The sequence below is a fragment of the Neorhizobium populisoli genome (assembly GCF_019430945.1).
GTDB lineage: Bacteria > Pseudomonadota > Alphaproteobacteria > Rhizobiales > Rhizobiaceae > Neorhizobium > Neorhizobium populisoli.
In genome coordinates this window covers 96,719-116,151 of record NZ_JAHYCB010000010.1, presented here as the reverse complement: position 1 = coordinate 116,151, position 19,433 = coordinate 96,719, and the positions used below count along the sequence as shown (strand labels likewise).

The 19,433-nt window shown below is 60.1% G+C and carries 24 protein-coding genes and 1 riboswitch; of the genes, 13 read left to right on the top strand and 11 right to left on the bottom strand.

The window, feature by feature from the left end:
- The first annotated feature begins 1 nt into the window (after position 1).
- From KX729_RS25025 to KX729_RS25000, 6 genes are read left to right on the top strand one after another with little or no spacing between them, the layout of a single operon-like run.
- Positions 2-421: a hypothetical protein gene (locus tag KX729_RS25025; RefSeq protein WP_219745210.1), complete on the top strand. Its 420-nt coding sequence runs from the start codon at positions 2-4 to the stop codon at positions 419-421.
- A gap of 24 nt (positions 422-445) precedes the next feature.
- Positions 446-892, top strand: a complete 447-nt coding sequence (locus KX729_RS25020) for a YaiI/YqxD family protein (protein WP_219745285.1) — start codon at positions 446-448, stop codon at positions 890-892.
- 17 nt (positions 893-909) lie between these two features.
- On the top strand, positions 910-1,581 hold the full coding sequence (locus KX729_RS25015; RefSeq protein WP_219745209.1) for a DUF1345 domain-containing protein: 672 nt from the start codon (positions 910-912) through the stop codon (positions 1,579-1,581).
- A 15-nt stretch (positions 1,582-1,596) separates the two neighbouring features.
- Complete coding sequence (fghA, locus tag KX729_RS25010; protein ID WP_219745208.1) at positions 1,597-2,433, top strand: S-formylglutathione hydrolase; 837 nt, start codon at positions 1,597-1,599, stop codon at positions 2,431-2,433.
- A 58-nt stretch (positions 2,434-2,491) separates the two neighbouring features.
- Positions 2,492-3,340: a DUF1206 domain-containing protein gene (locus tag KX729_RS25005; RefSeq protein WP_219745207.1), complete on the top strand. Its 849-nt coding sequence runs from the start codon at positions 2,492-2,494 to the stop codon at positions 3,338-3,340.
- On the top strand, positions 3,337-4,071 hold the full coding sequence (locus tag KX729_RS25000) for a phosphatase PAP2 family protein (protein ID WP_219745206.1): 735 nt from the start codon (positions 3,337-3,339) through the stop codon (positions 4,069-4,071). Before KX729_RS25005 ends, KX729_RS25000 begins: the two co-directional genes overlap by 4 nt.
- Positions 4,072-4,095: 24 nt before the next feature.
- Here KX729_RS25000 and KX729_RS24995 read toward each other — a convergent pair whose 3' ends face one another.
- The 6 genes from KX729_RS24995 to crcB all read right to left on the bottom strand — a co-directional run bounded on the left by KX729_RS24995 (position 4,096) and on the right by crcB (position 7,803).
- On the bottom strand, positions 4,096-4,581 hold the full coding sequence (locus KX729_RS24995) for a hypothetical protein (RefSeq protein WP_219745205.1): 486 nt from the start codon (positions 4,579-4,581) through the stop codon (positions 4,096-4,098).
- 56 nt (positions 4,582-4,637) lie between these two features.
- Positions 4,638-5,429, bottom strand: a complete 792-nt coding sequence (locus KX729_RS24990) for an ATP12 family chaperone protein (RefSeq protein ID WP_219745204.1) — start codon at positions 5,427-5,429, stop codon at positions 4,638-4,640.
- An 11-nt stretch (positions 5,430-5,440) separates the two neighbouring features.
- Positions 5,441-6,094, bottom strand: coding sequence for an HAD-IA family hydrolase (locus KX729_RS24985; RefSeq protein WP_219745203.1), 654 nt, complete (start codon positions 6,092-6,094; stop codon positions 5,441-5,443).
- Positions 6,091-6,285, bottom strand: a complete 195-nt coding sequence (locus KX729_RS24980) for a hypothetical protein (RefSeq protein WP_219745202.1) — start codon at positions 6,283-6,285, stop codon at positions 6,091-6,093. The genes KX729_RS24985 and KX729_RS24980 overlap by 4 nt, the downstream gene beginning before the upstream one ends.
- A 15-nt stretch (positions 6,286-6,300) precedes the next feature.
- Positions 6,301-7,290 carry an RluA family pseudouridine synthase gene (locus tag KX729_RS24975; protein ID WP_219745201.1) on the bottom strand — a complete coding sequence of 330 codons (990 nt, stop codon included), beginning with the start codon at positions 7,288-7,290 and terminating at the stop codon, positions 6,301-6,303.
- 135 nt (positions 7,291-7,425) lie between these two features.
- The gene (gene crcB / locus KX729_RS24970) at positions 7,426-7,803 is read right to left on the bottom strand and encodes a fluoride efflux transporter CrcB (protein ID WP_219745200.1); all 378 of its coding nucleotides are present in this window, start codon (positions 7,801-7,803) and stop codon (positions 7,426-7,428) included.
- 111 nt (positions 7,804-7,914) lie between these two features.
- Between crcB and KX729_RS24965 the strand changes: the two genes are divergently transcribed.
- Positions 7,915-8,205 carry a hypothetical protein gene (locus KX729_RS24965; protein WP_219745199.1) on the top strand — a complete coding sequence of 97 codons (291 nt, stop codon included), beginning with the start codon at positions 7,915-7,917 and terminating at the stop codon, positions 8,203-8,205.
- Between the two features lie 4 nt (positions 8,206-8,209).
- Here the strand turns inward: KX729_RS24965 and KX729_RS24960 are convergent, their stop codons facing one another.
- Positions 8,210-9,805 carry an EAL domain-containing protein gene (locus KX729_RS24960; RefSeq protein WP_219745198.1) on the bottom strand — a complete coding sequence of 532 codons (1,596 nt, stop codon included), beginning with the start codon at positions 9,803-9,805 and terminating at the stop codon, positions 8,210-8,212.
- Positions 9,806-9,994: 189 nt separating this feature from the next.
- On the bottom strand, positions 9,995-10,480 hold the full coding sequence (locus tag KX729_RS24950; protein ID WP_219745196.1) for an Lrp/AsnC family transcriptional regulator: 486 nt from the start codon (positions 10,478-10,480) through the stop codon (positions 9,995-9,997).
- A 145-nt stretch (positions 10,481-10,625) separates the two neighbouring features.
- Between KX729_RS24950 and KX729_RS24945 the strand changes: the two genes are divergently transcribed.
- Complete coding sequence (locus KX729_RS24945; protein WP_219745195.1) at positions 10,626-11,042, top strand: DUF2000 domain-containing protein; 417 nt, start codon at positions 10,626-10,628, stop codon at positions 11,040-11,042.
- 49 nt (positions 11,043-11,091) lie between these two features.
- Here KX729_RS24945 and KX729_RS24940 read toward each other — a convergent pair whose 3' ends face one another.
- On the bottom strand, positions 11,092-12,108 hold the full coding sequence (locus KX729_RS24940) for a copper chaperone PCu(A)C domain-containing protein (RefSeq protein WP_219745194.1): 1,017 nt from the start codon (positions 12,106-12,108) through the stop codon (positions 11,092-11,094).
- A gap of 78 nt (positions 12,109-12,186) precedes the next feature.
- Positions 12,187-12,573, bottom strand: coding sequence for a hypothetical protein (locus KX729_RS24935; protein ID WP_219745193.1), 387 nt, complete (start codon positions 12,571-12,573; stop codon positions 12,187-12,189).
- 192 nt (positions 12,574-12,765) lie between these two features.
- Positions 12,766-12,853, top strand: a riboswitch (glycine riboswitch).
- Positions 12,854-13,032: 179 nt separating this feature from the next.
- Between KX729_RS24935 and gcvT the strand changes: the two genes are divergently transcribed.
- The 5 genes from gcvT (at position 13,033) to KX729_RS24910 (ending at position 18,742) form a co-directional block, all read left to right on the top strand.
- Positions 13,033-14,181, top strand: coding sequence for a glycine cleavage system aminomethyltransferase GcvT (gcvT, locus tag KX729_RS24930; protein ID WP_246617840.1), 1,149 nt, complete (start codon positions 13,033-13,035; stop codon positions 14,179-14,181).
- A 251-nt stretch (positions 14,182-14,432) separates the two neighbouring features.
- Positions 14,433-14,795 (top strand): glycine cleavage system protein GcvH, encoded by a 363-nt coding sequence (gcvH, locus tag KX729_RS24925; RefSeq protein WP_219745191.1) that lies wholly within the window; start codon positions 14,433-14,435, stop codon positions 14,793-14,795.
- Positions 14,792-17,656, top strand: a complete 2,865-nt coding sequence (gene gcvP, locus KX729_RS24920) for an aminomethyl-transferring glycine dehydrogenase (protein ID WP_219745190.1) — start codon at positions 14,792-14,794, stop codon at positions 17,654-17,656. The genes gcvH and gcvP overlap by 4 nt, the downstream gene beginning before the upstream one ends.
- A gap of 330 nt (positions 17,657-17,986) precedes the next feature.
- On the top strand, positions 17,987-18,262 hold the full coding sequence (locus tag KX729_RS24915; RefSeq protein WP_219745189.1) for a hypothetical protein: 276 nt from the start codon (positions 17,987-17,989) through the stop codon (positions 18,260-18,262).
- A gap of 153 nt (positions 18,263-18,415) precedes the next feature.
- The gene (locus tag KX729_RS24910; protein WP_219745188.1) at positions 18,416-18,742 is read left to right on the top strand and encodes a flagellar basal body rod protein FlgC; all 327 of its coding nucleotides are present in this window, start codon (positions 18,416-18,418) and stop codon (positions 18,740-18,742) included.
- Positions 18,743-18,750: 8 nt separating this feature from the next.
- Here KX729_RS24910 and KX729_RS24905 read toward each other — a convergent pair whose 3' ends face one another.
- On the bottom strand, positions 18,751-19,407 hold the full coding sequence (locus tag KX729_RS24905; RefSeq protein WP_219745187.1) for a TetR/AcrR family transcriptional regulator: 657 nt from the start codon (positions 19,405-19,407) through the stop codon (positions 18,751-18,753).
- Positions 19,408-19,433: the final 26 nt, after the last annotated feature.

Below are 19,433 nucleotides of genomic sequence, written 5' to 3'. Positions count from 1 at the left end.
AATGCTGAAAAGGGTACTGATCTCGATCGCAATGGGTGCCTGCGCTTTGCTGTCTCTCCCGGCCGGCGCCTGGGCGGACCCGACGGGCAATTTCAAGGTCGTCGGCGACAATCCGGATACTGGCCGACAATATACCGGCACCGTGAAGGTGACCCGCACCGGCGAAACCTACGACGTCGTCTGGACGATTGCCGGAAGCCAATCCATCGGCACCGGGCTCGGCGCAAAATTCGTTGGCGATAACCGGTTCGGTGTTGGATCGGCCAGCAAGGACGATGTGGCGATTTCGGTAGGCTACATGTCGGACAACAGCTCTTTCGGCATCGCCATGTATTTCGAACAGCCGGACGGAACCTGGAAGGGCGTCTGGACCTATAAGGGTTCGAACAAGACGATCCGCGAAATCTGGACCCGCCAATAAAGCCGGATGATTGGTAGTACCCGCATGATCTATGTCGATGCCGACGCCTGCCCGGTCAAGCCGGAAATCCTCAAGGTCGCGGAACGCCACGGTTTTGAGGTTACACTCGTCGCCAATTCCGGCTTGCGCCCGTCCCGCGATCCGATGATCCACAACGTCATCGTCTCGGCCGGTTTCGATGCGGCAGACAACTGGATCGCCGAACGTGCCGGCCCAAACGATATCGTCATTACCGCAGACGTACCGCTTGCGGGCCGCTGTGTCGCTGCGGGCGCCATGGTGACCGGCCCGACCGGCCGCGTCTTCGACCAAACCAATATCGGCATGGCGACCGCAATGCGCGACCTCGGCCAGCATCTTCGCGAGACCGGCGAAAGCAAGGGTTATAATGCCGCCTTTTCGCCGAAGGACCGCTCGAAATTCCTCGAAACGCTGGACAGGCTCTGCCGCCGCGCCAAATCTGCCGGATGAACGAGACGGAACCCGATATGGCAGAAACCCGGCCCGGTCGCTGGCATAGATTGCGACATCATCGCCACGGCCCGTTCCTAATCGGCGCAGTCGTTTCGCTGGCACTGCTGCCGGTGCTTCTTGCCAAGGTGCCGGAGCTTGCGGCAGGCATCGCGGCGATCGTGTTTTTCCTCATCTATCTCGGCATGATGGCGGCGCGCATCCCGAGCCTCGATGGCGCGATGCTGCGCAAGAAGGGCCAGAACGATGACGAACCGGCCCCGGTCATTCTCGCCGTCACCCTGCTTGCTGTTGCGGCGTCTATCGTCTCGCTGTTCTTCGCGTTGAACGGCAAGCCTGCCGATGTGGTCAAGGTCGCCCTCGCCTTCGCCTCCGTGGTGCTGGGCTGGATGACCATCCACACCATGTTCGCGCTTCATTACGCCCATCTCTTCTGGCGGCCGGAAGAGCAGGAAGAAGAAAACGACGCCAGGCGCGGCGGCCTCGATTTCCCCGAAACCGACGAGCCGGGCGCCTATGATTTCCTGTATTTCGCCTTCGTGATCGGCATGACGGCGCAGACCTCCGATGTCGGCATCACCACCACGGCGATGCGCAAGGTCAACCTGCTACATGCCATCGTCTCGTTCTTTTTCAACACAGTGCTTGTCGCAGCCGCCGTCAATGCGGTCGTCTCGCTCAGCCAGTAGCATTTGGAGTTTTCAATGAAGGTGCTTTCCCAGAACACCGCATTCGGCGGCATGCAGGGCGTGTTTATGCACGAGTCGGAAGCCTGCAAGTGCGAGATGACCTTCGCGGTCTTCGTGCCGCCGCAGGCGATCAAGGAGCCGCGTCCGGTTCTCTGGTATCTCTCCGGCCTCACCTGCACCCATGCCAATGTTATGGAAAAGGGCGAATACCGCCGGCTTGCCGCCGAGCTCGGCCTGATCATCGTCTGCCCGGATGTCAGCCCGCGTGGCAATGACGTTCCGGACGAACTCACCAACTGGCAGATGGGCAAGGGTGCCGGCTTCTATCTCGATGCGACGGAAAAGCCCTGGGCCGAGAACTACCAGATGTACAGCTACATCGCGGAAGAACTGCCGAACTTCGTCAGCCAGCACTTTCGCTTGGACATGAGCCGGCAGGGCATTTTCGGCCATTCCATGGGCGGCCACGGCGCCATGACGATCGCGCTGAAGCATCCGGACCGGTTCAAGAGCTGCTCCGCCTTCGCCCCGATCGTCCAGCCTTCGACAGCCGACTGGTCGGCGCCGGCATTCGAGAAATATCTCGGAGCCGACAAGGCCGCATGGCGCGACTACGATGCCTGCGCGCTGGTGGAAGATGGCGCCCGTTTCCCGGAATTCCTGATCGATCAGGGCAAGGCGGACGGTTTTCTAGACAACGGCCTGCGTCCCTGGCTATTCGAAGACGCGATCAAAGGCACGGATATCGGCCTGACGCTGCGGATGCACGAACGTTACGACCATTCCTATTATTTCATCTCCACCTTCATGGACGACCACCTGCGCTGGCATGCCGAACGGCTTGGCGCCTGAGGCGGGAACCGCAGGCTGCAAGGAACGTTCCTCCGGCGCTTTTGCCGACGGAGTGAAAATGAATACGGAACGGAACCTCGAATGGCTGGCGCGCAGCGGATACGCGGCGCGCGGCATCGTCTACATCCTGATCGCCGGCATGGCGCTGCTCTCGACATTCGGTGGCGGTGAACCGGACCAAAAATCAGCGCTGAAGCTCGTCCTGGAACAACCATTTGGCCAGGTCTGGCTCGGCCTGATCGGTATCGGTCTGATCGGCTTCATTCTTTGGCGTATCGCCCAATCCGTGCTCAACACCGATCATCACGAGAATAATGCGAAAGGTTATGCGGTGCGCGCCGGCCTGCTGGTCGGTGCAGTGACCTATACAGGTCTCGCGACTTATGCGATCGGCCAGGCATTCCAGCTCGGGTTCGGAAACGGCTCGTCGGATGGCCAGAAAAGCGCGACCGCCTGGCTGATGCAGCAGCCTTTCGGCCCTTATCTCGTAGCGGCAGTCGGCCTTTGCATTCTTGGTGCGGCAATCGCGCAGGTCGTAAAAGGCGTCAAGCGCACCTATCTCAAATACTTCGATGCCAATTGGGGCAAGGGAACGCTGCTAGACGCCATCTGCATCTACGGACTTTCCGCGCGCGGAGCGGTCTTCCTGATCGTCGGCGGCTTTTTCCTTTATGCCGCCTTTGCCGTCGATCCCGGCCAGACAGGCAGCACGGCGGAAGCGCTTGCCTGGGTAAGGCAATTGCCGTTCGGCGCCGTGCTTTATGCCGCTGTCGCACTCGGCTTGCTCGCCTTTGGCCTCTACAGCTTCATTGAAGCGAAATACCGTGTCATTAATCCGCCGAATGTCGGTGGAGAAGCCCGCGCGATCGGAGCGCGCGTATCGCAGGCCGCCCGGAGGCATATATGAATTTCCATCATCGCATCAAGCAGCAGGTCGTCGACCGGTTCGCGACTTTCGAGCCGATTGGCCTGATGATGTTTGCTCTCATGGCTGGCGGGCTTTTCGTATTCTTCAAGCTGACGAGCGAGGTTCTGGAAGGAGAGACCCGCACTTTCGACGAACGCATCCTGCTCGCGCTTCGCACCACGACGGACCTGCAACAACCCGTCGGACCCTACTGGCTCAATCACGCGGTCAACGACATCACCGCGCTTGGCGGCATGACAGTGCTGACCCTGATGACCGTCATGGCCACCATCTTCCTGATGTTGTCGCGGCAGAGGGCGATTGCGGCCTTCATGTTCCTGTCCATCCTCGGCGGCTGGCTGGTCAGTGCGCTTCTGAAGATCGGTATCGCCCGCCCTCGCCCCGATCTCGTGCCGCATCTGGTCGAGGTCCATGACCTGAGCTTTCCGAGCGGCCACGCCATGCTTTCCGCCGTCACCTACCTGACGCTCGGAGCGCTTCTTTCACGCGCCCAACCATACCGCTCGACAAGGCTTTTCCTGATCGGCGCGGCGATTTTCCTGACGCTGATCATCGGCATGAGCCGCATCTATCTCGGCGTGCATTTTCCAACCGATGTCCTGGGCGGCTGGTGCGCCGGCGCCACCTGGGCGCTCGGCTGCTGGATGATTGCACGGCGATACATCTGGTCGCCTGCGAAGGTGTCCGAACAGACCGTTATGCACCAATAGCCTTTGCGCAAGCCTGGATAAGGATCAGGGAAACAACGCACTGGCGATCGTCGGACGACCGTCGAGCAGACGGAACTCGCTGGAGATGCGGTCGGCCACCTTTTCCGCCAATCCTTTGTCAGCCTCTTCGCCGTTCAGCAGAAAAACCGACGTACGGAAGGTACCTTCCGCAATCGGCTCGCCGCTCGAGACCGAAATCGCCTTGACGGTGACCTTGGCCGCATGGCGGCTGCCGATCATCAGCGGGGTATGAGAGGTCTCTTCGATCCTGACCGACAGGATGGCCCGCGGCAGGAGCTTTTGACGCACCGTTGAGCGGATCGCCACGTCCATCAAAAGGTCAATCTGGATCACCAGCCCCTGGGGCACATCAGGACGCGCCGTGACGAAAGCGCCGCGCACGTCATAGAGCATCTTCTCGCCGGATTCCGATGCCGCCGGCATGCGAAACGCCATCAGCGGCAACGCCGCAAGCAGGATTATGGCAATGGAAACAACGCGGCGAAGCATGGACGAACCCAAAAATGGCACGTCTCCATGATCAACCCAACAGGGTTAGAGAAGCATTAAACCGCAGGTCTCAACGCGAGAAAAGTTTCCGTTGCGGCACGCAATTCATCCAGCCTTTTTGCCCGACGATGCTCGGCTTCGGCATCCGAACCCCAATGTTCGATCGTCCAGTCCTCATCGACATGTGCAAGCGCCCAGGCCTCGTCGGCCGTGACCTCGCCTTCTGCAAAGGCAAGCGCCAAAATGGCAGAGCCGGTCAGCGTCGTAATCGTATGGAGAACTGCCAGTTCGATCGGCGTATCGTATTTCTTGAGCGTCACCGCAAAGGCGGCAATCGCCTCCTTTGGCTGTTCCTGCGGCATGATGCCTTCGATCAGCACAAAACGCGCACCGAGCGTCATCGCCGCCCAATCGACGATCGGATCCCATTTCTCGTTCTGGCGTGCAACGAGGTTTTCCGGACCGTCAGCGCGGTAGCAGAGCGCATCGCTGGACGAGAAACGCAGGATATCTTCAAACACCGCCTGCGGATCGGCGGCGACGCCATCGATCGCCGTGTTGACGAGACGGGTGATCGGCATGGTGCGCGGGTCGATGACCTCGACCTGGTTTGCCCACTCATCGCGCATCAGTTCGGCAAGCCGGGCGGTCGGTGCGACGAGCGCCTTCTTGGCAGGCGTCTTCACCGGACGGCCGTCGAGATGGATCGCATGCCCTTCGTCGCCTTCCGTAACGGAAACTTCCGTATAGAAACGCTTCGGCAGGGGCTTCTGCATCTGGATCTGCGCCCGCCTTGTGGGGTCAGCATGGGTCAGCATCTCGGAAGGATCGGGAAAGAAATCATGCATGGTCTTAAACCTCAGCCGATATGGGCGAGCAGTTCGCGGGGATGGTAGACGATCGCATCGGCGCCGGCTTTTTTCAGCTCGTCCACCGAGGCATAACCCCAGGCGACGCCGATGGCCGTGGCGCCTGCCGCCTTTGCCATCTGCATATCGTAAATGGCATCGCCGATGACAAGGGTATCGGCAGGCTTCATGCCGGTCTCGTCGCAGCATTCGGTCACCATGGCCGGATGCGGTTTGGACGGGCAGTCATCCGCCGTGCGGCCGACCACGAAATATTTGTCGAAGCCATGCGTATCCATGACGAGCTTCAGGCCACGACGCGACTTGCCGGTGACCGCACCGATCCGCAGGTCCTCACGCGGGCCGATCTCGTCGATCACTTCGCGGATGCCGTCGAACAACGGCTCCTTGAAGTTCATGTCCTGACGCACAGTGACGAACAGCGACTTGTAATAGGCCGTCATGTCGACTTCTTCCTGACCCGCATGCGGCTTGCCCTGCATGCGGGCGATCGCGATGTCCAGCGTCAGACCGATGATCGCCTTGGTATCCTCGAATGTCGGCTCCGGCTTGCCAAAATGCAGGAAGGTACGGCGCATGGTTTCGTGAATGAGGCCGCCGCTATCAACCAGCGTGCCGTCGCAATCGAACAGAACAAGCTTCATTTGGCTTCCGATGCTTTCAAAGCGAGATATTGGCGCAGGACTTCCGTGTGCTCGCGCACTGCAACCGTGTTTTCTCGCACCGCGACCGTGTTGTCGTTGCCGACCTTCTTCATTTCGCGGCGACCCAGAACCGAGAAAGCCAGAAATGCTACCAGCGGCAGAAAGATGATTATGTAAGGCAACAGATCCATCAAATCCCCCCTATATCAATCGTCGTCCCGAGCGCCGTTTTCCATATCGAACCCGAGCAAGTTCCAGCTCTGCACCATGTGCGGCGGCATCGGTGCGGTAACCCTCAAGCGACCGCCGGAGGGGTGTGGGATATCGATATGCCGGGCATGCAGATGCAGCTTCTTCTGAATGCCGCCCGGGAAAGGCCAGTTCACGTCGTCGTCGAAATATTTGGGATCGCCGATGATCGGGTGCCCCATATGCAGCGCATGGACGCGCAGCTGGTGCGTGCGGCCGGTATAGGGCTCCATCTCCAGCCAGGCGAGCGTCTGCGCCGCTGTCTCCAGAACGCGGTAATAGGAGATAGCGTGATCGGCGCCCTCCTCCCCATGCTTGGCGATCCGCATGCGGTCGCCATCCGGCGTCTGTTCCTTGACCAGCCAGGTGGAAAGCTTGTCCTCGTGCTTGCGCGGTACGCCCTTCACCAGCGACCAGTAGGTCTTCTTGGTGTCGCGCTCGCGGAAGGCGGCCGTCAGCTTCTGCGCAGCACCACGGGTGCGGGCGATGACCAGCACGCCGGACGTATCGCGGTCGAGACGGTGCACGAGACGTGGCTTCTCGCCCTTGGGGCTGACCCAGGAATCGAGCATCTGGTCGATATGCCGGGCAACGCCCGAACCGCCCTGCACGGCAAGGCCCGCCGGCTTGTTCAGGACGATCACCTTGTCGTCCTCATGCAGCACCATGCGCGACAGGAGTTCGAAATCGCTGGAATGCTTGAGGTCCTTGCCGGCGATCGGCCCGGTCTTCTTGGCGTCCACGTCCATCGGCGGTACGCGCACGGTCTGCCCCGGTTGCACGCGGGCATCCGATTTCACCCGGCCGCCATCGACACGCACCTGGCCTGAGCGCAGCAGTTTTTGAAGTGGGCCGAAGCCAAGACCGGGATAATGGATCTTGAACCAGCGGTCGAGGCGCATGCCTGCCTCGTCCGCCTCGACGCGGATATGCTCGATGCCAGCCATCAAAGCTCTTTCTTATTGTTCTGCGCATCGACCCGAAAACCGAAATCGATTTTTGGAAGTTACGATGCGTATTCAAGTGCCGCAGCGTCCCGTACGCGCTTTATAGCACGCGGCACTGCAGGATTAGCCTGCCCTTTAGAGCATTGCCCGCCCGAGCGCCAGCCCGGCAAAGACTGCGGCGAAAGATGCAACGGCGCTGCCGATCACATAAGCCGCAGCAAGGCCGAAGGCACCACGCTCGTAGAGCACGATCGTATCGAGCGAAAACGACGACCAGGTGGTGAAACCGCCGAGAATGCCGGTGACGAGAAACACCCGCAATTCCATCGAAGCATTGAAGCGCCTTGCGATCATCTCTGTCAGCAGCCCGATCGCGAAAGAGCCGACAATATTCACCGTCAACGTCCCCCACGGGAAATTGGGGCCATACTGACGCAGGGTCCAGACACCGACGAGATAGCGGAGAACGGAGCCGATCGCTCCGCCTACAGCGACGAGAAGTACGTTGATCATGCGATCTTGTGTAATACGGCGGCAAAAAACGTCAAATCGATAAAATGCCGGCTTTTTGATTAAAGGGGGACGAAGCGCGTCCGCCCTATTGATTCTTATCAGGGAAAAATAGTGGCACGCGAAATGACGTTACTGGTTACCATATCGGCGAATACCGCCGCTCTCGCCATAGAGGCGTTGAGACCTGGTCGACGCGTATCGACCAAGGACCAGGTCGCCGACACCAAGGCTGACGCAGATCGCAACGCCCGTCGCGCGGAAAATGCCGGTGACCCCGGCGATGCGGAATTCATGTTACCGGCAACGACGGTTTCCCTCGACCTGCTGACGACCGGTCAGCAACCGCGTCAGCAAGCAACGCTCAATCAGGCGCAATCGGCGTATCGGTACTTCGAAGATTGAGATTTTAGGCCGCAACGACCAGGATGTTCGATGCCCCGCCGTTTTGGCGGGTTTTTGCTTTTCTGTAGAAATCCACGAAGCCCGACATCGGCAGCGCCTTGGAATAGAGCCAGCCCTGGCCATAATCGACGCCGTGTTCGCGCAGATAATCCGCCTGCTCCTGCGTTTCGACGCCTTCTGCAACAATCCTGAGGTCGAGCGTCTTTGCCATCTCGATGATATGCGGCGTGACCGAGCTGGTCGCGGTATTGCGGCCGATCGTATCGATGAAAGATTTGTCGATCTTCAGCGCGTCGGTCGGCAGGCCCTCCAGATATTGCAGACTGGAATAACCGGTGCCAAAATCGTCGATGGCGATCGTATGCCCCCAGGCGCGGGCGATCTTGAGCGTTTCGCGGGCCGCATCGATGTTCATGAAGCCACGCTCTGTCGCCTCGAGCCAGACCTGACGCGGGTCGATGCCATGCTTGCCCAGCCTCTCCTCCAGGACCGGCAGCACGCGGCCGGAAGTCACGTCGGCAGCGCAGAGATTGATTGCCAAATGCAGATCCGGATCGGCGTTCAGAAGCGGCCCGAATTCGGCCGCCACCATCTCGATCACCTGGTCGGTGATCGGCATGATGAGGCCGCTTTCCTCCGCCAGTGGAATGAAGAGGTCTGGCCGCGTCAAAGAACCGTCGGGCCGCCGCCAGCGCACCAGCGCTTCCGCACCGACGCAGGCGCCGCTCGTCAGATCGACGATGGGCTGGTAATGGACGATGAATTCGCGCTTCCTCACCGCGATCGATAGTTCACCGAGCGGAGACAGGCGCTTCTTCGATTGCCAGGCAACGAAAACAACGATGAAGATCGCCACGAAGGCGCCGGCCGGCACCAGTAGCAGCAGCTCCTCCTCAAGCTTTCCGGCAATGCTGGCGCGCGGCGCGATCGCCATCGCGACCAGGCCTTTATCGCGCGCGACAGCATAAAGCGATCTCTGGTTCATGCCGCGCTGCGGGGCTTCCGCCACGCTTTTCAGCAAAGCGGCATCCGGAGCGTTGAGCGTGACGAGCGTATCGCCCACCTCATTCGCCAGCACCAGCGCCACACCGTCTTCCATCATCGTGTCTACGAAACGCTGCGGATCGATGAGCATTCCGTAGACGCCGCGATAAAGCGCCATGACCCGGTTGCCCATGCTGATCGCCGGATGCGCGTCGATCTTGACCTGCAATCCGTCCGGCGTGACATAGTCCGGCACCGAACGCATAATCCTGGTTTCCTCAAGTCCCCAGGAGGAGCATTTCAAGAGACCGTTTTCGAAATAGCCGATTTCCGCAACGGAAGTGGTGTTGAAATCGATCACCCGCATTCGAGCGATGTGCTGCGGGGAACAGGGTGGCAAGGGTGGATAGGCAAGCGAGTCGAGCGCGATGCGGGCGTCCGCAAATGTCTTGCTGGCTCTGACGATCGTCTGCCTGGCGATCTGCTGCAGCACTTCCTGCTGCTTGTCGACCGCGATGACCCAGGAAACATAAACCATGGAGACGATAGGCACGATTGCGCCGACGAGGCCAAGTAATATGGCCGCCGCAATAACGCGGGAACGTCGCAATTCCATTGCCGAAACCTCTTCTGGTAGGTCTACCCCTATTCATTCCTGACATTTGTTAAGATTCATTGGCGAAAGCAGTTCGGGTTGTATCGATGACACCCGCTAAATTTAGGGTATCGCTACAGAAATTGCTGCAATTGCGAAAGAATCTGCATTTCACACTCAGGTTAGATGCAAACCTACGGTATGTCCGCATCAATCCTTGCCGGCCGCAAATTTTAGCGGAAATCCTTCAAAGGCCTTTATCTCCTTCAAGACGAAAGTCGTCTGCATTTCCTTGATGCGCGGCAACTGCCGCAACGTCGACATCGCGAAATCCGCATAAGCATCGAGATCCGACGAAACGACCTGCAGCAGAAAGTCCGCGTCACCCGCAATGCTGTAGCAAGCGATCACCTCCTCGATCCCGCTCACCTCCGCCGCAAACGCCTCCGCCTCCGCAGCGCTGTGGCTGTCGATCTTGACGCGGATGAAGGCAAGCACGCCGAGACCGATGGCGCGCCGGTCAAGAACTGCCCGGTAGCCCTGGATGACGCCAGTCTCCTCCAGATGCCGAACTCGCCGCCAGCTCGGCGATGTGGAGAGACCTACCTTGTCGGCGAGCGCCTGATTGGTCAGGCGTCCATCTTCCTGAAGCGCGTCGAGGATTCGCACATCCGCCTTCTCGATTTCATTGCCCATCAAATCAAACCTCGAAATCACCAAAAATCGGTAGAGCCTACCAAAAATGATGCAATTAAAGAAGGAAAAGGCAGGAACCACCCGAAGATCACGGATAACCTCAACATCCATCCTTACCCGTCAAACGCCTTTGCAAGATATACAGATGAACGACGACATCCGCATTGCCATCATCATCAATCCCTCCCTGTCGCTTGGCCTGATTGCCAATACGGTTGGCGTGATCTCGATCGGTCTTGGCGCCCGTGTGCCCTTGCTTGGCGCAACAAACCTGACGGATCGCGAAGGCAGGATAACCGACACCTGCTGCAACAGGCCGGTTCCGATCCTGCAGGCGGATGCCGATACGATTCGAGCCACGATGCTGAGGGCGGCGAGCCAGCCCGGCGAGCGTGCCGTCGTTGTCTTCCCCGCCTTCGGTCGCTCGATGCACGACCATAGCGAATACGAGAAGAGCCTTGCTGACCGCGACCTCTCCCGGGAAGTCATCGATGGGCTGGGAATCGTCGGCCCGTCGAAATGGGTAAAATCGCTGACCGGCAGCATGAAACTGCTGCGCTGAACCGGCAACAAAAAAGAGGCCGCTCGATGGAGCGGCCTCATTCAATCGATCACGGCTTTGCGCCACTCGGCCCGGCCGCCTCGATCGGCAGGGTAATATCGACCTTGCCCGCCTTCTCGAACGTCAGCGTCGCCTGCACCGCTCCACCAGCCTTGAACGGTTCCTTGACCTTCATGAACATCAGATGCAGGCCTCCCGGCGTCAGTTCGACGGTCTTTCCGGCCGGAATGGCAATGCCGCCATCCAGCCTGCGCATCCGCATGACCTCGCCCTGCATCGCCATTTCATGCATCTCGACCATGCCAGCCACCGGCGACGTGATCGAAACCAGCTTATCGTCAGCCTTGCCGTTGTTCTTGATGGTGAAATAACCACCGCCAACCGGCTGGCCGGGCAGCATCGCCTTGGTGAAAGCGCCTGTGACTTCCAGGTCGCCAGCCTTGACCACATCGTCATGCGCCGAGGAAGCACCGCCGCCCATGCTCATTCCCGCCATGTTCATGCCGCTCATGTCCATGCCGGCATGTTCGTCATGGCCGCCTGCGTTCTTGGCGGTCACTGTCAGTGTCGGTGCCGGGCTCTTCAGTGAATGAGGGTTGGTGCCCTCTGGAGCGATCTGGTCCCAGGCGACCTTGCCATCCGTGCCGCAAAGCTGGACGGCCGGGAAAGCCAGCGTCTTGCCGGCGGCAATGCCGGAGACCTTACCCTGGATATTGAACGTGTCGTAGTAGGCATCCGGCAGATTGCCACCTTTCCAGCGGATCTCGACCGGGCCGGACGTCGCCTTCTCACCGCAATTGTCATAGGTCTTGGCATAGGCGCCCTGGATGACCTCCAGTTCCCAGCCCGGCTTCGGCTGCGGCTTGGCGAACACGAAACCTTCCGGCAGCTTGATCTGAACTTCGGTGGTCGCCTTGCCATCGCAGCCATGCGGCACCTGCAGCGCGATGACCGATGTGCTCTCCTCGGTCACCGTGGAGTTGACGAACGTGGCATGCGCTGCGGCCTGCGAAACGCCGGCGGCGATGAAAGCGCCCGAAAGCGCAAATTTGAGAATGGTCTTCATGGAATGTCCCCTTCCGGTGACCGCCTTCAGAGGCTAGCCGACCGGGAATGCGATTGATCTGTCGAACGATAGGCGCGATCAGAAAACAAACGGCGGGGCGCGCGATTTCGGTCGCTCGGTGGCGGTCGATCCGGATAGCGCGAAGAATTGAGGAAGCGGGTTTTCGAGCAAAGCCCGCTCGCCGATCAGCCATGTTTCGTCATCCGGTGGCGGCAGGATGACGGAGGCTGACAGAAGGCAGACTTCGCAGAGTGGCTTCGCGAACGGCTGCTTGCCGTGATCGCCCAACGCGTGGCCGCCCTCGGAGCAGATATCCGCAAACGTGCCATCCGGCAGCCGGTAGGCTTCACTATAGGAATCGGATGGCGCCGCCTGTACTGGCTGATGAGCAAAACCCAGCGAAAACAGCACGACCGCGCAGAATATGCGCAGAAAATTCGATGCTGTCCTGAACCGTGCGGTCATGATCTTGCCCAATGGAATGAGCGGGGAATATCGCAATTCGGCGCAAAGCGCAAAAGGCGTTTTCAAGCAAGCTCGCAATGCCGTTGAAGGCCGGGATCACAGGCAATATCAGGCTTGCTGCGATGCGACAGAAATTATGTTCACCGCGACATTGGGGGCTTGCCAAATACCGGACGAGCCCGATAATGACGGCCATACCCGATGGGAGAAGCCGCTTTACTGCGGTGCCGAAGGAGCAACCGCCCCGGAAACTCTCAGGCAAAAGGACCAACGGGTAACCGACAGGACTCTGGAGAGAAGTCTTTCATGACGAAAGGCTCGCCGAAGGGATAACAATCTCAGGCGACAAGGACAGAGGGGGCTCATAAACCGGCGCATCGGCACCAAGAATCCGACGCGCCAGAAATTTGAGCCGGCATGCGATCCATTGATGTGGAAGCGCCAATCTGGAGGTGTCCTTTGGGCAATCAGACCGACGACCAGACCGCCCTTAAAATCACTCCGCTTCACGCCCTCCATCTGTCGCTCGGCGCCAAGATGGTGCCTTTCGCCGGCTATGACATGCCGGTGCAATATCCGGCCGGCGTCATGAAGGAACACCTCCACACCCGCGCCGCCGCCGGCCTGTTCGACGTGTCCCATATGGGCCAGGTCATCGTGAAGGCGAAGAGCGGCACCTATGAGGATGCGGCTCTGGCGCTCGAAAAACTGGTGCCCGTCGACATCCTAGGCCTCAAGCCCGGCCGCCAGCGTTATGGTTTCTTCACCGACGACAACGGCAATATCCTCGACGATCTGATGATTACCAATCGCGGTGACCATCTGTTCGTCGTCGTCAATGCTTCCTGTAAGGATCAGGACGTCGCTCATATGAAGGCGAACCTCACCGACTGCGATGTGGAACTGATCGAAGATCGTGCCCTCGTCGCGCTCCAGGGACCGCGCGCCGAAGAGGTGCTGGCAGCCCTCTGGCCCGACGTCACCGACATGAAGTTCATGGACGTCCGCGACGCGCTGCTGCACGATGCACCCTGCATCATTTCCCGCTCCGGTTATTCCGGTGAAGACGGTTTCGAGATTTCCATTCCCGCCGGTCAGGCCGAACTGATCTCCAAGGCGCTGCTCGAAGACTCGCATTGCGAACCGATCGGCCTCGGCGCCCGCGATTCGCTGCGCCTCGAAGCCGGCCTGTGTCTCTACGGAAACGACATCGACACGACGACTTCGCCGATCGAAGCCTCGCTCGAATGGGCCATCCAGAAAGCCCGCAAGGACGGCGGCGACCGCGAAGGCGGCTTCCCCGGCGCTTCCCGCATTCTCGGTGAACTCAAGAACGGCACCGCCCGCCGCCGCGTCGGCCTGAGGCCGGAAGGCAAGGCGCCAGTGCGCTCGCATGCCAAACTGTTTGCGGATGTGGAAGGCAAGACCGAACTCGGCGAAGTGACGTCCGGTACGTTCGGACCCACGGTCGAGGGGCCTGTTGCGATGGGGTATCTACCGACTGCCCATGCCGTCATCGGCAATCAGGTTTTTGCGGAAGTGCGAGGTAAATATCTGCCGATGACGGTCGCGAGGCTGCCTTTCATCACGCCGACTTACAAGCGGTAAGCCATGATGGTCGAGCACGCCGCCACCCCCCTCTGGCCTGTCGGCCATCTCCCCCTCAAGGGGGGAGATTACAGGTGGCACGACCTTCCCACCCCTCCGACGTTGCGCCCGGCCGCAGTGGCTATCTTTGATGGAAGCCATCGCGCCCAGTCATTCTCCCCCCTTGAGAGGGAGATATCCGGCAGGACAGAGGGGGGTACTTCACGTTCCAAAACAACAATTCAAATCACCTTCCCAGAGAGGACCTCCCCATGCTGAAATTCACCGCTGAACACGAATGGCTGAAACTCGAAGGCGACGTTGCAACCGTCGGCATTACCCAGCACGCCGCCGAACAGCTCGGCGACCTCGTTTTCGTCGAACTGCCGGAAGTCGACGCCGAACTCGCCAAGGAAGCCGGTGCCGCTACTGTCGAGTCCGTCAAGGCAGCCTCCGACGTCTATTGTCCGCTGGATGGCACTATCGTCGAAGTCAACCAAGCGATCGTCGATGATCCGTCGCTGGTCAATTCCGACCCGCAGGGCGCCGGCTGGTTCTTCAAGCTGAAACTGAAAAACGCTGCCGATGCCGACGCGCTGCTCGACGAAGCCGCCTACAAGGATCTGATCGCATGAGCGATTCCACCGATTTCCACTTCACCGACTACCAGCCCTACGACTTCGCCAACCGTCGCCATATCGGGCCCTCGCCGTCCGAAATGACCGAAATGCTGAAGGTGATCGGTTACCCGACGCTCGACCGGCTGATCGACGCCACCGTGCCCTCCTCGATCCGTCAGGGCGTGCCGCTCGCCTGGGGTCCGGCGCTCACCGAACGCGAGGCGCTCGACAAGCTGCGCGATACGGCGAACAGAAACAAGGCGCTCGTCTCCCTGATCGGCCAAGGCTATTACGGCACGATCACGCCGCCGGTCATCCAGCGCAATATCCTTGAAAACCCCGCCTGGTACACGGCCTATACGCCCTACCAGCCGGAAATCAGCCAAGGCCGCCTGGAAGCGCTCCTGAACTTCCAGACGATGATCTGCGACCTGACCGGTCTCGACGTTGCCAACGCCTCGCTGCTCGACGAAGCGACCGCCGCCGCGGAAGCCATGGCGCTCTGCCAGCGTCAGGCAAAATCGAAGGCGACTTCTTTCTTTGTTGACTCGGCCTGCCATCCGCAGACCATCGCGCTAATCGAAACCCGCGCTGCCCCACTTGGCTGGACTGTGATCGTCGGCGACCCGATGACCGATCTCGATCCGGTCGACGTTTTCGGCGCGATCTTTCAGTATCCGGGCACCCATGGCCATGTCCGCGATTTCTCCGGCATCATCGCCCGCCTGCACCAAACCGGCGCGGTCGCGGCCGTCGCCGCCGACATGCTGGCTTTGACGCTCCTGAAATCCCCCGGCGAAATGGGTGCCGACATCGCCATCGGCTCCTCACAGCGCTTCGGCGTGCCGGTCGGTTACGGTGGCCCGCATGCAGCCTATATGGCGGTCAAGGATGCGCACAAGCGCGCCATGCCCGGCCGCCTCGTCGGCGTGTCGATCGATGCGCGCGGCAACCGCGCCTATCGCCTGTCGCTGCAGACCCGCGAACAACATATCCGCCGCGAAAAGGCGACGTCGAACATCTGCACCGCGCAGGTCTTGCTCGCCGTCATGGCCTCGATGTACGGTGTCTTCCATGGTCCGGACGGCCTGAAGGCGATCGCCCAGCAAGTCCACAAGAAGGCCGTGCTGATGGCCAAGGGCCTTGAAAAGCTCGGCTACACGATCGAACCCGACACGTTCTTCGACACGATCACCGTCGAGGTCGGCCACATGCAGGGCCTCGTGATGCGCGCGGCCGTTGCCGAAGGCGTCAACCTGCGCAAGGTCGGCGAGACGAAGATCGGCATGTCGCTCGACGAACGCACCCGTCCGGCGACGCTGGAAGCCGTCTGGCGCGCTTTCGGCGGCAATTTCAAGGTCTCTGATTTCGAACCGGAATACCGCCTGCCGAACGCGCTGCTGCGCAAGTCGGCCTATATGGAACATCCGATCTTCCACATGAACCGCGCCGAAAGCGAGATGACCCGCTATATCCGCCGGCTCTCGGACCGCGACCTGGCGCTCGACCGCTCGATGATCCCGCTCGGTTCCTGCACGATGAAGCTCAACGCAACCGCGGAAATGCTGCCGATCACCTGGCCGGAATTTGCCGACATCCATCCCTTCGCCCCGGCCGATCAGGCTCTGGGCTACAAGGAAATGATCGACGATCTTTCGGCGAAACTTTGCCGGATCACCGGCTACGACGCCTTCTCCATGCAGCCGAATTCCGGCGCGCAGGGCGAATATGCGGGCCTGCTCACCATCCGCAACTACCATATTGCCAATGGCGACACGCATCGCGATATCTGCCTGATCCCGACCTCCGCGCACGGCACCAATCCGGCCTCCGCGCAGATGGTCGGCATGAAGGTCGTGGTCATCAAGGTCCGTGAAAACGGCGATATCGACCTCGAGGATTTCCGCGCCAAGGCCGAACAGCATGCCGCAAACCTCTCCTGCTGCATGATCACCTATCCTTCCACGCACGGCGTGTTCGAGGAAACGGTGAAGGAGATCTGCGACATCACCCACAGCCATGGCGGCCAGGTCTATCTTGACGGTGCCAACATGAACGCCATGGTCGGCCTCGCCCGTCCCGGCGACATCGGCTCCGACGTGTCACACCTCAACCTGCACAAGACCTTCTGCATCCCGCATGGCGGCGGCGGTCCCGGCATGGGCCCGATCGGCGTCAAGTCGCATCTGGCGGCTTACCTTCCGGGTCACCCGGAATTCGACGGGCGCGAAGGTGCGGTTTCGGCGGCGCCGTTCGGCTCCCCGTCGATCCTGCCGATCTCCTGGTCCTACTGCCTGATGATGGGCGGCGAAGGCCTTACCCAGGCGACCAAGGTGGCGATCCTCAACGCCAACTATATCGCCGCAAGGCTGAAGGGCGCATATGACGTGCTCTACAAGTCGGAAGCCGGCCGCGTGGCGCATGAATGCATCATCGACACCCGCCCGCTGAACGCCTCTGCCGGTGTCAGCGTCGATGATGTCGCAAAACGCCTGATCGACTGCGGTTTCCACGCTCCGACCATGAGCTGGCCGGTTGCCGGCACGCTGATGATCGAGCCGACGGAGTCGGAAACCAAGGCCGAGATCGACCGTTTCTGCGATGCGATGCTGGCGATCCGCGAGGAAGCCCGCGTCATCGAGGAAGGCCGGATGGACAAGGTCAACAACCCGCTGAAGAACGCCCCGCACACAGTCGAAGACCTGGTCGGCGAATGGGATCGCCCCTATTCGCGCGAACAGGCCTGCTTCCCGCCGGGCTCCTTCCGCGTCGACAAATACTGGTCGCCGGTCAACCGCATCGACAACGTCTACGGCGACCGCAACCTCATCTGCACCTGCCCTCCGCTGGAGGATTATGCAGAGGCAGCTGAATAGCGTCCGAACCTGGTTGGGGACTAGTCCCCAACCTCTTCACGGCGATGCTCGGCAGTGCGCCAAGCATCTCTCTACATCGAACGTGGTCAGATCCTTGCCAGAAGGGCGACGGTGACACCGATCAACGCGGGTTCGACGCCTTCCATTCCGGCAATTGAACTTTTTGCCTTTTTCAGCGTTAAGCCACTGAGACGAATTGTCTATAAGCAAGTCCTGCACAAGCTAGGGCTGCAATAGTACCGGAATATGATTGTCTGCCCCTCGATCAGGCCGCACCGCCACAGGCAAACGGGGGACCAGCAGACAAGACGTGCAGGATGAGGGATACGCATGTTTCAGCAACAGCAGCAGCATCAAGATGCCCCGTCGGCGGCGGTGGTTCTCGGATCGGACGATCTCGAACTGCTGCAACGATTTCTGGAAGCCTGGTGCGAGGAAAACGGCGTCGATGCCCATAGCGAAAAAGCTGCCGATGTCGCGTCCGCCTTGTTCAACTGGTACCAGTTTGAACTCGGCGACCGCAACCTCCTGAAAACCCATGTGCCGGAACCTCTGCCGGAATCCTCCGAACTGAAAAATCTGCTGCGCCGTCTCGCTACCGTCTGATCCCGCCACTCTCGATCCATACGCGAGAACTGCGACCGCGTCGTTTCGGTACATGCGCAAACAGAATAGCCTCTTCGCTTAACTCTACGGCTTCATCCTTCCTTGAGGCCTGCCGCTCTAACATCGCTCATCCGAATTTTAAGGAAAGCGGCGATGAGCATCTCGGCAGCAATGGGTATTTCTCTTTCCGGCATGCAGGCCGAAACCCGTCGCATCTCCACAGCCGCCCACAACATCGCCAATGCCGAAACCAACGGCTACAATCGCCTGACCACGCAGTTTTCCTCTCAAACGAACGGTGGCGTATCGGCCAACGTAACGCCGTCCAGTTCTGCAACTTCGCCTGATGGCTCGAATGTCGACCTTGGAAGCGAGATGCTAGATGTGATCGGTGCCTCGCAGGGCTTCAAGGCGAATGCGGCGGTATTCGAGACTGGTGCGGACATGTGGGACGTACTGATGACGATGGTACGGGACTAAATCCCCACTTACGACTGGCGATTTTCCACACAGGCCGCCTCGAGATACGCCTTGCATAAAAGGAAGGCTTCGTCGCCCAGCCTCTCAAGGACTTCCGGCCCTGAAACGAGCGCCCCAAAGCTTCCACGCGAAAGCCCGGCCAAGGCGGAAAGCAGCGTGAAAGCCACCCGATCCAGATCATCGAAACTGGCGTTGGAAGCGTGCCGCAACACCCGGATGACGGCCGCTTTCAGTCTTTGATAGACATCGGTCGACAGCCTGAACTGGTCGATTGCTCCGGCAACCCGATAGAGCGCCGTTGTCGCATCCGGGCGAGCGAGTTTAACCGACACATAGGCCTCGGCGATATCTCCGGCCAGGTTCGCAAGCGGCCGCTTGGGCCCGGACACGTCGATCCGCTCGATAGCAGCGACCATGTCTTCGAAATGACTGATCAGCACCGCGAAAAGCAGAGCCTGCTTGTTGGGAAAATATTGATAGAGCGTGCCGACCGAAACGCCTGCCCGCTCGGCGACCCGCGTGGTCGTCGGCCGGGTCAATCCCTCGCCGAGCAAAACCTGAATCACCGCCTCGTGAATAGCCTCGACAGTGGCGCCCGAGCGTGCCTGAATGGGCTTTTTCCTGGGTTTCAGGCGGTTTGGAACGGTCGGAACGGTGTCGTTCAAAATGCGAATTCCTAACTGAAGGATTG

What these genes read in the sequence shown, in the direction of transcription:
- KX729_RS25005 (WP_219745207.1), top strand. Translation starts at nt 2,492, where the DNA reads ATGAATACGGAACGGAACCTCGAATGGCTGGCGCGCAGCGGATACGCG.
- KX729_RS24945 (WP_219745195.1), top strand. Translation starts at nt 10,626, where the DNA reads ATGAACGACGACATCCGCATTGCCATCATCATCAATCCCTCCCTGTCG.
- KX729_RS25000 (WP_219745206.1), top strand. Translation starts at nt 3,337, where the DNA reads ATGAATTTCCATCATCGCATCAAGCAGCAGGTCGTCGACCGGTTCGCG.
- KX729_RS25025 (WP_219745210.1), top strand. Translation starts at nt 2, where the DNA reads ATGCTGAAAAGGGTACTGATCTCGATCGCAATGGGTGCCTGCGCTTTG.
- crcB (WP_219745200.1), bottom strand. Translation starts at nt 7,803, where the DNA reads ATGATCAACGTACTTCTCGTCGCTGTAGGCGGAGCGATCGGCTCCGTT.
- KX729_RS25015 (WP_219745209.1), top strand. Translation starts at nt 910, where the DNA reads ATGGCAGAAACCCGGCCCGGTCGCTGGCATAGATTGCGACATCATCGC.
- KX729_RS24995 (WP_219745205.1), bottom strand. Translation starts at nt 4,581, where the DNA reads ATGCTTCGCCGCGTTGTTTCCATTGCCATAATCCTGCTTGCGGCGTTG.
- KX729_RS24985 (WP_219745203.1), bottom strand. Translation starts at nt 6,094, where the DNA reads ATGAAGCTTGTTCTGTTCGATTGCGACGGCACGCTGGTTGATAGCGGC.
- KX729_RS24950 (WP_219745196.1), bottom strand. Translation starts at nt 10,480, where the DNA reads ATGGGCAATGAAATCGAGAAGGCGGATGTGCGAATCCTCGACGCGCTT.
- KX729_RS24935 (WP_219745193.1), bottom strand. Translation starts at nt 12,573, where the DNA reads ATGACCGCACGGTTCAGGACAGCATCGAATTTTCTGCGCATATTCTGC.
- KX729_RS24980 (WP_219745202.1), bottom strand. Translation starts at nt 6,285, where the DNA reads ATGGATCTGTTGCCTTACATAATCATCTTTCTGCCGCTGGTAGCATTT.
- KX729_RS24915 (WP_219745189.1), top strand. Translation starts at nt 17,987, where the DNA reads ATGTTTCAGCAACAGCAGCAGCATCAAGATGCCCCGTCGGCGGCGGTG.
- gcvH (WP_219745191.1), top strand. Translation starts at nt 14,433, where the DNA reads ATGCTGAAATTCACCGCTGAACACGAATGGCTGAAACTCGAAGGCGAC.
- KX729_RS24975 (WP_219745201.1), bottom strand. Translation starts at nt 7,290, where the DNA reads ATGGCTGGCATCGAGCATATCCGCGTCGAGGCGGACGAGGCAGGCATG.
- KX729_RS24940 (WP_219745194.1), bottom strand. Translation starts at nt 12,108, where the DNA reads ATGAAGACCATTCTCAAATTTGCGCTTTCGGGCGCTTTCATCGCCGCC.
- KX729_RS24910 (WP_219745188.1), top strand. Translation starts at nt 18,416, where the DNA reads ATGAGCATCTCGGCAGCAATGGGTATTTCTCTTTCCGGCATGCAGGCC.
- fghA (WP_219745208.1), top strand. Translation starts at nt 1,597, where the DNA reads ATGAAGGTGCTTTCCCAGAACACCGCATTCGGCGGCATGCAGGGCGTG.
- KX729_RS24960 (WP_219745198.1), bottom strand. Translation starts at nt 9,805, where the DNA reads ATGGAATTGCGACGTTCCCGCGTTATTGCGGCGGCCATATTACTTGGC.
- gcvP (WP_219745190.1), top strand. Translation starts at nt 14,792, where the DNA reads ATGAGCGATTCCACCGATTTCCACTTCACCGACTACCAGCCCTACGAC.
- KX729_RS24990 (WP_219745204.1), bottom strand. Translation starts at nt 5,429, where the DNA reads ATGCATGATTTCTTTCCCGATCCTTCCGAGATGCTGACCCATGCTGAC.
- KX729_RS25020 (WP_219745285.1), top strand. Translation starts at nt 446, where the DNA reads ATGATCTATGTCGATGCCGACGCCTGCCCGGTCAAGCCGGAAATCCTC.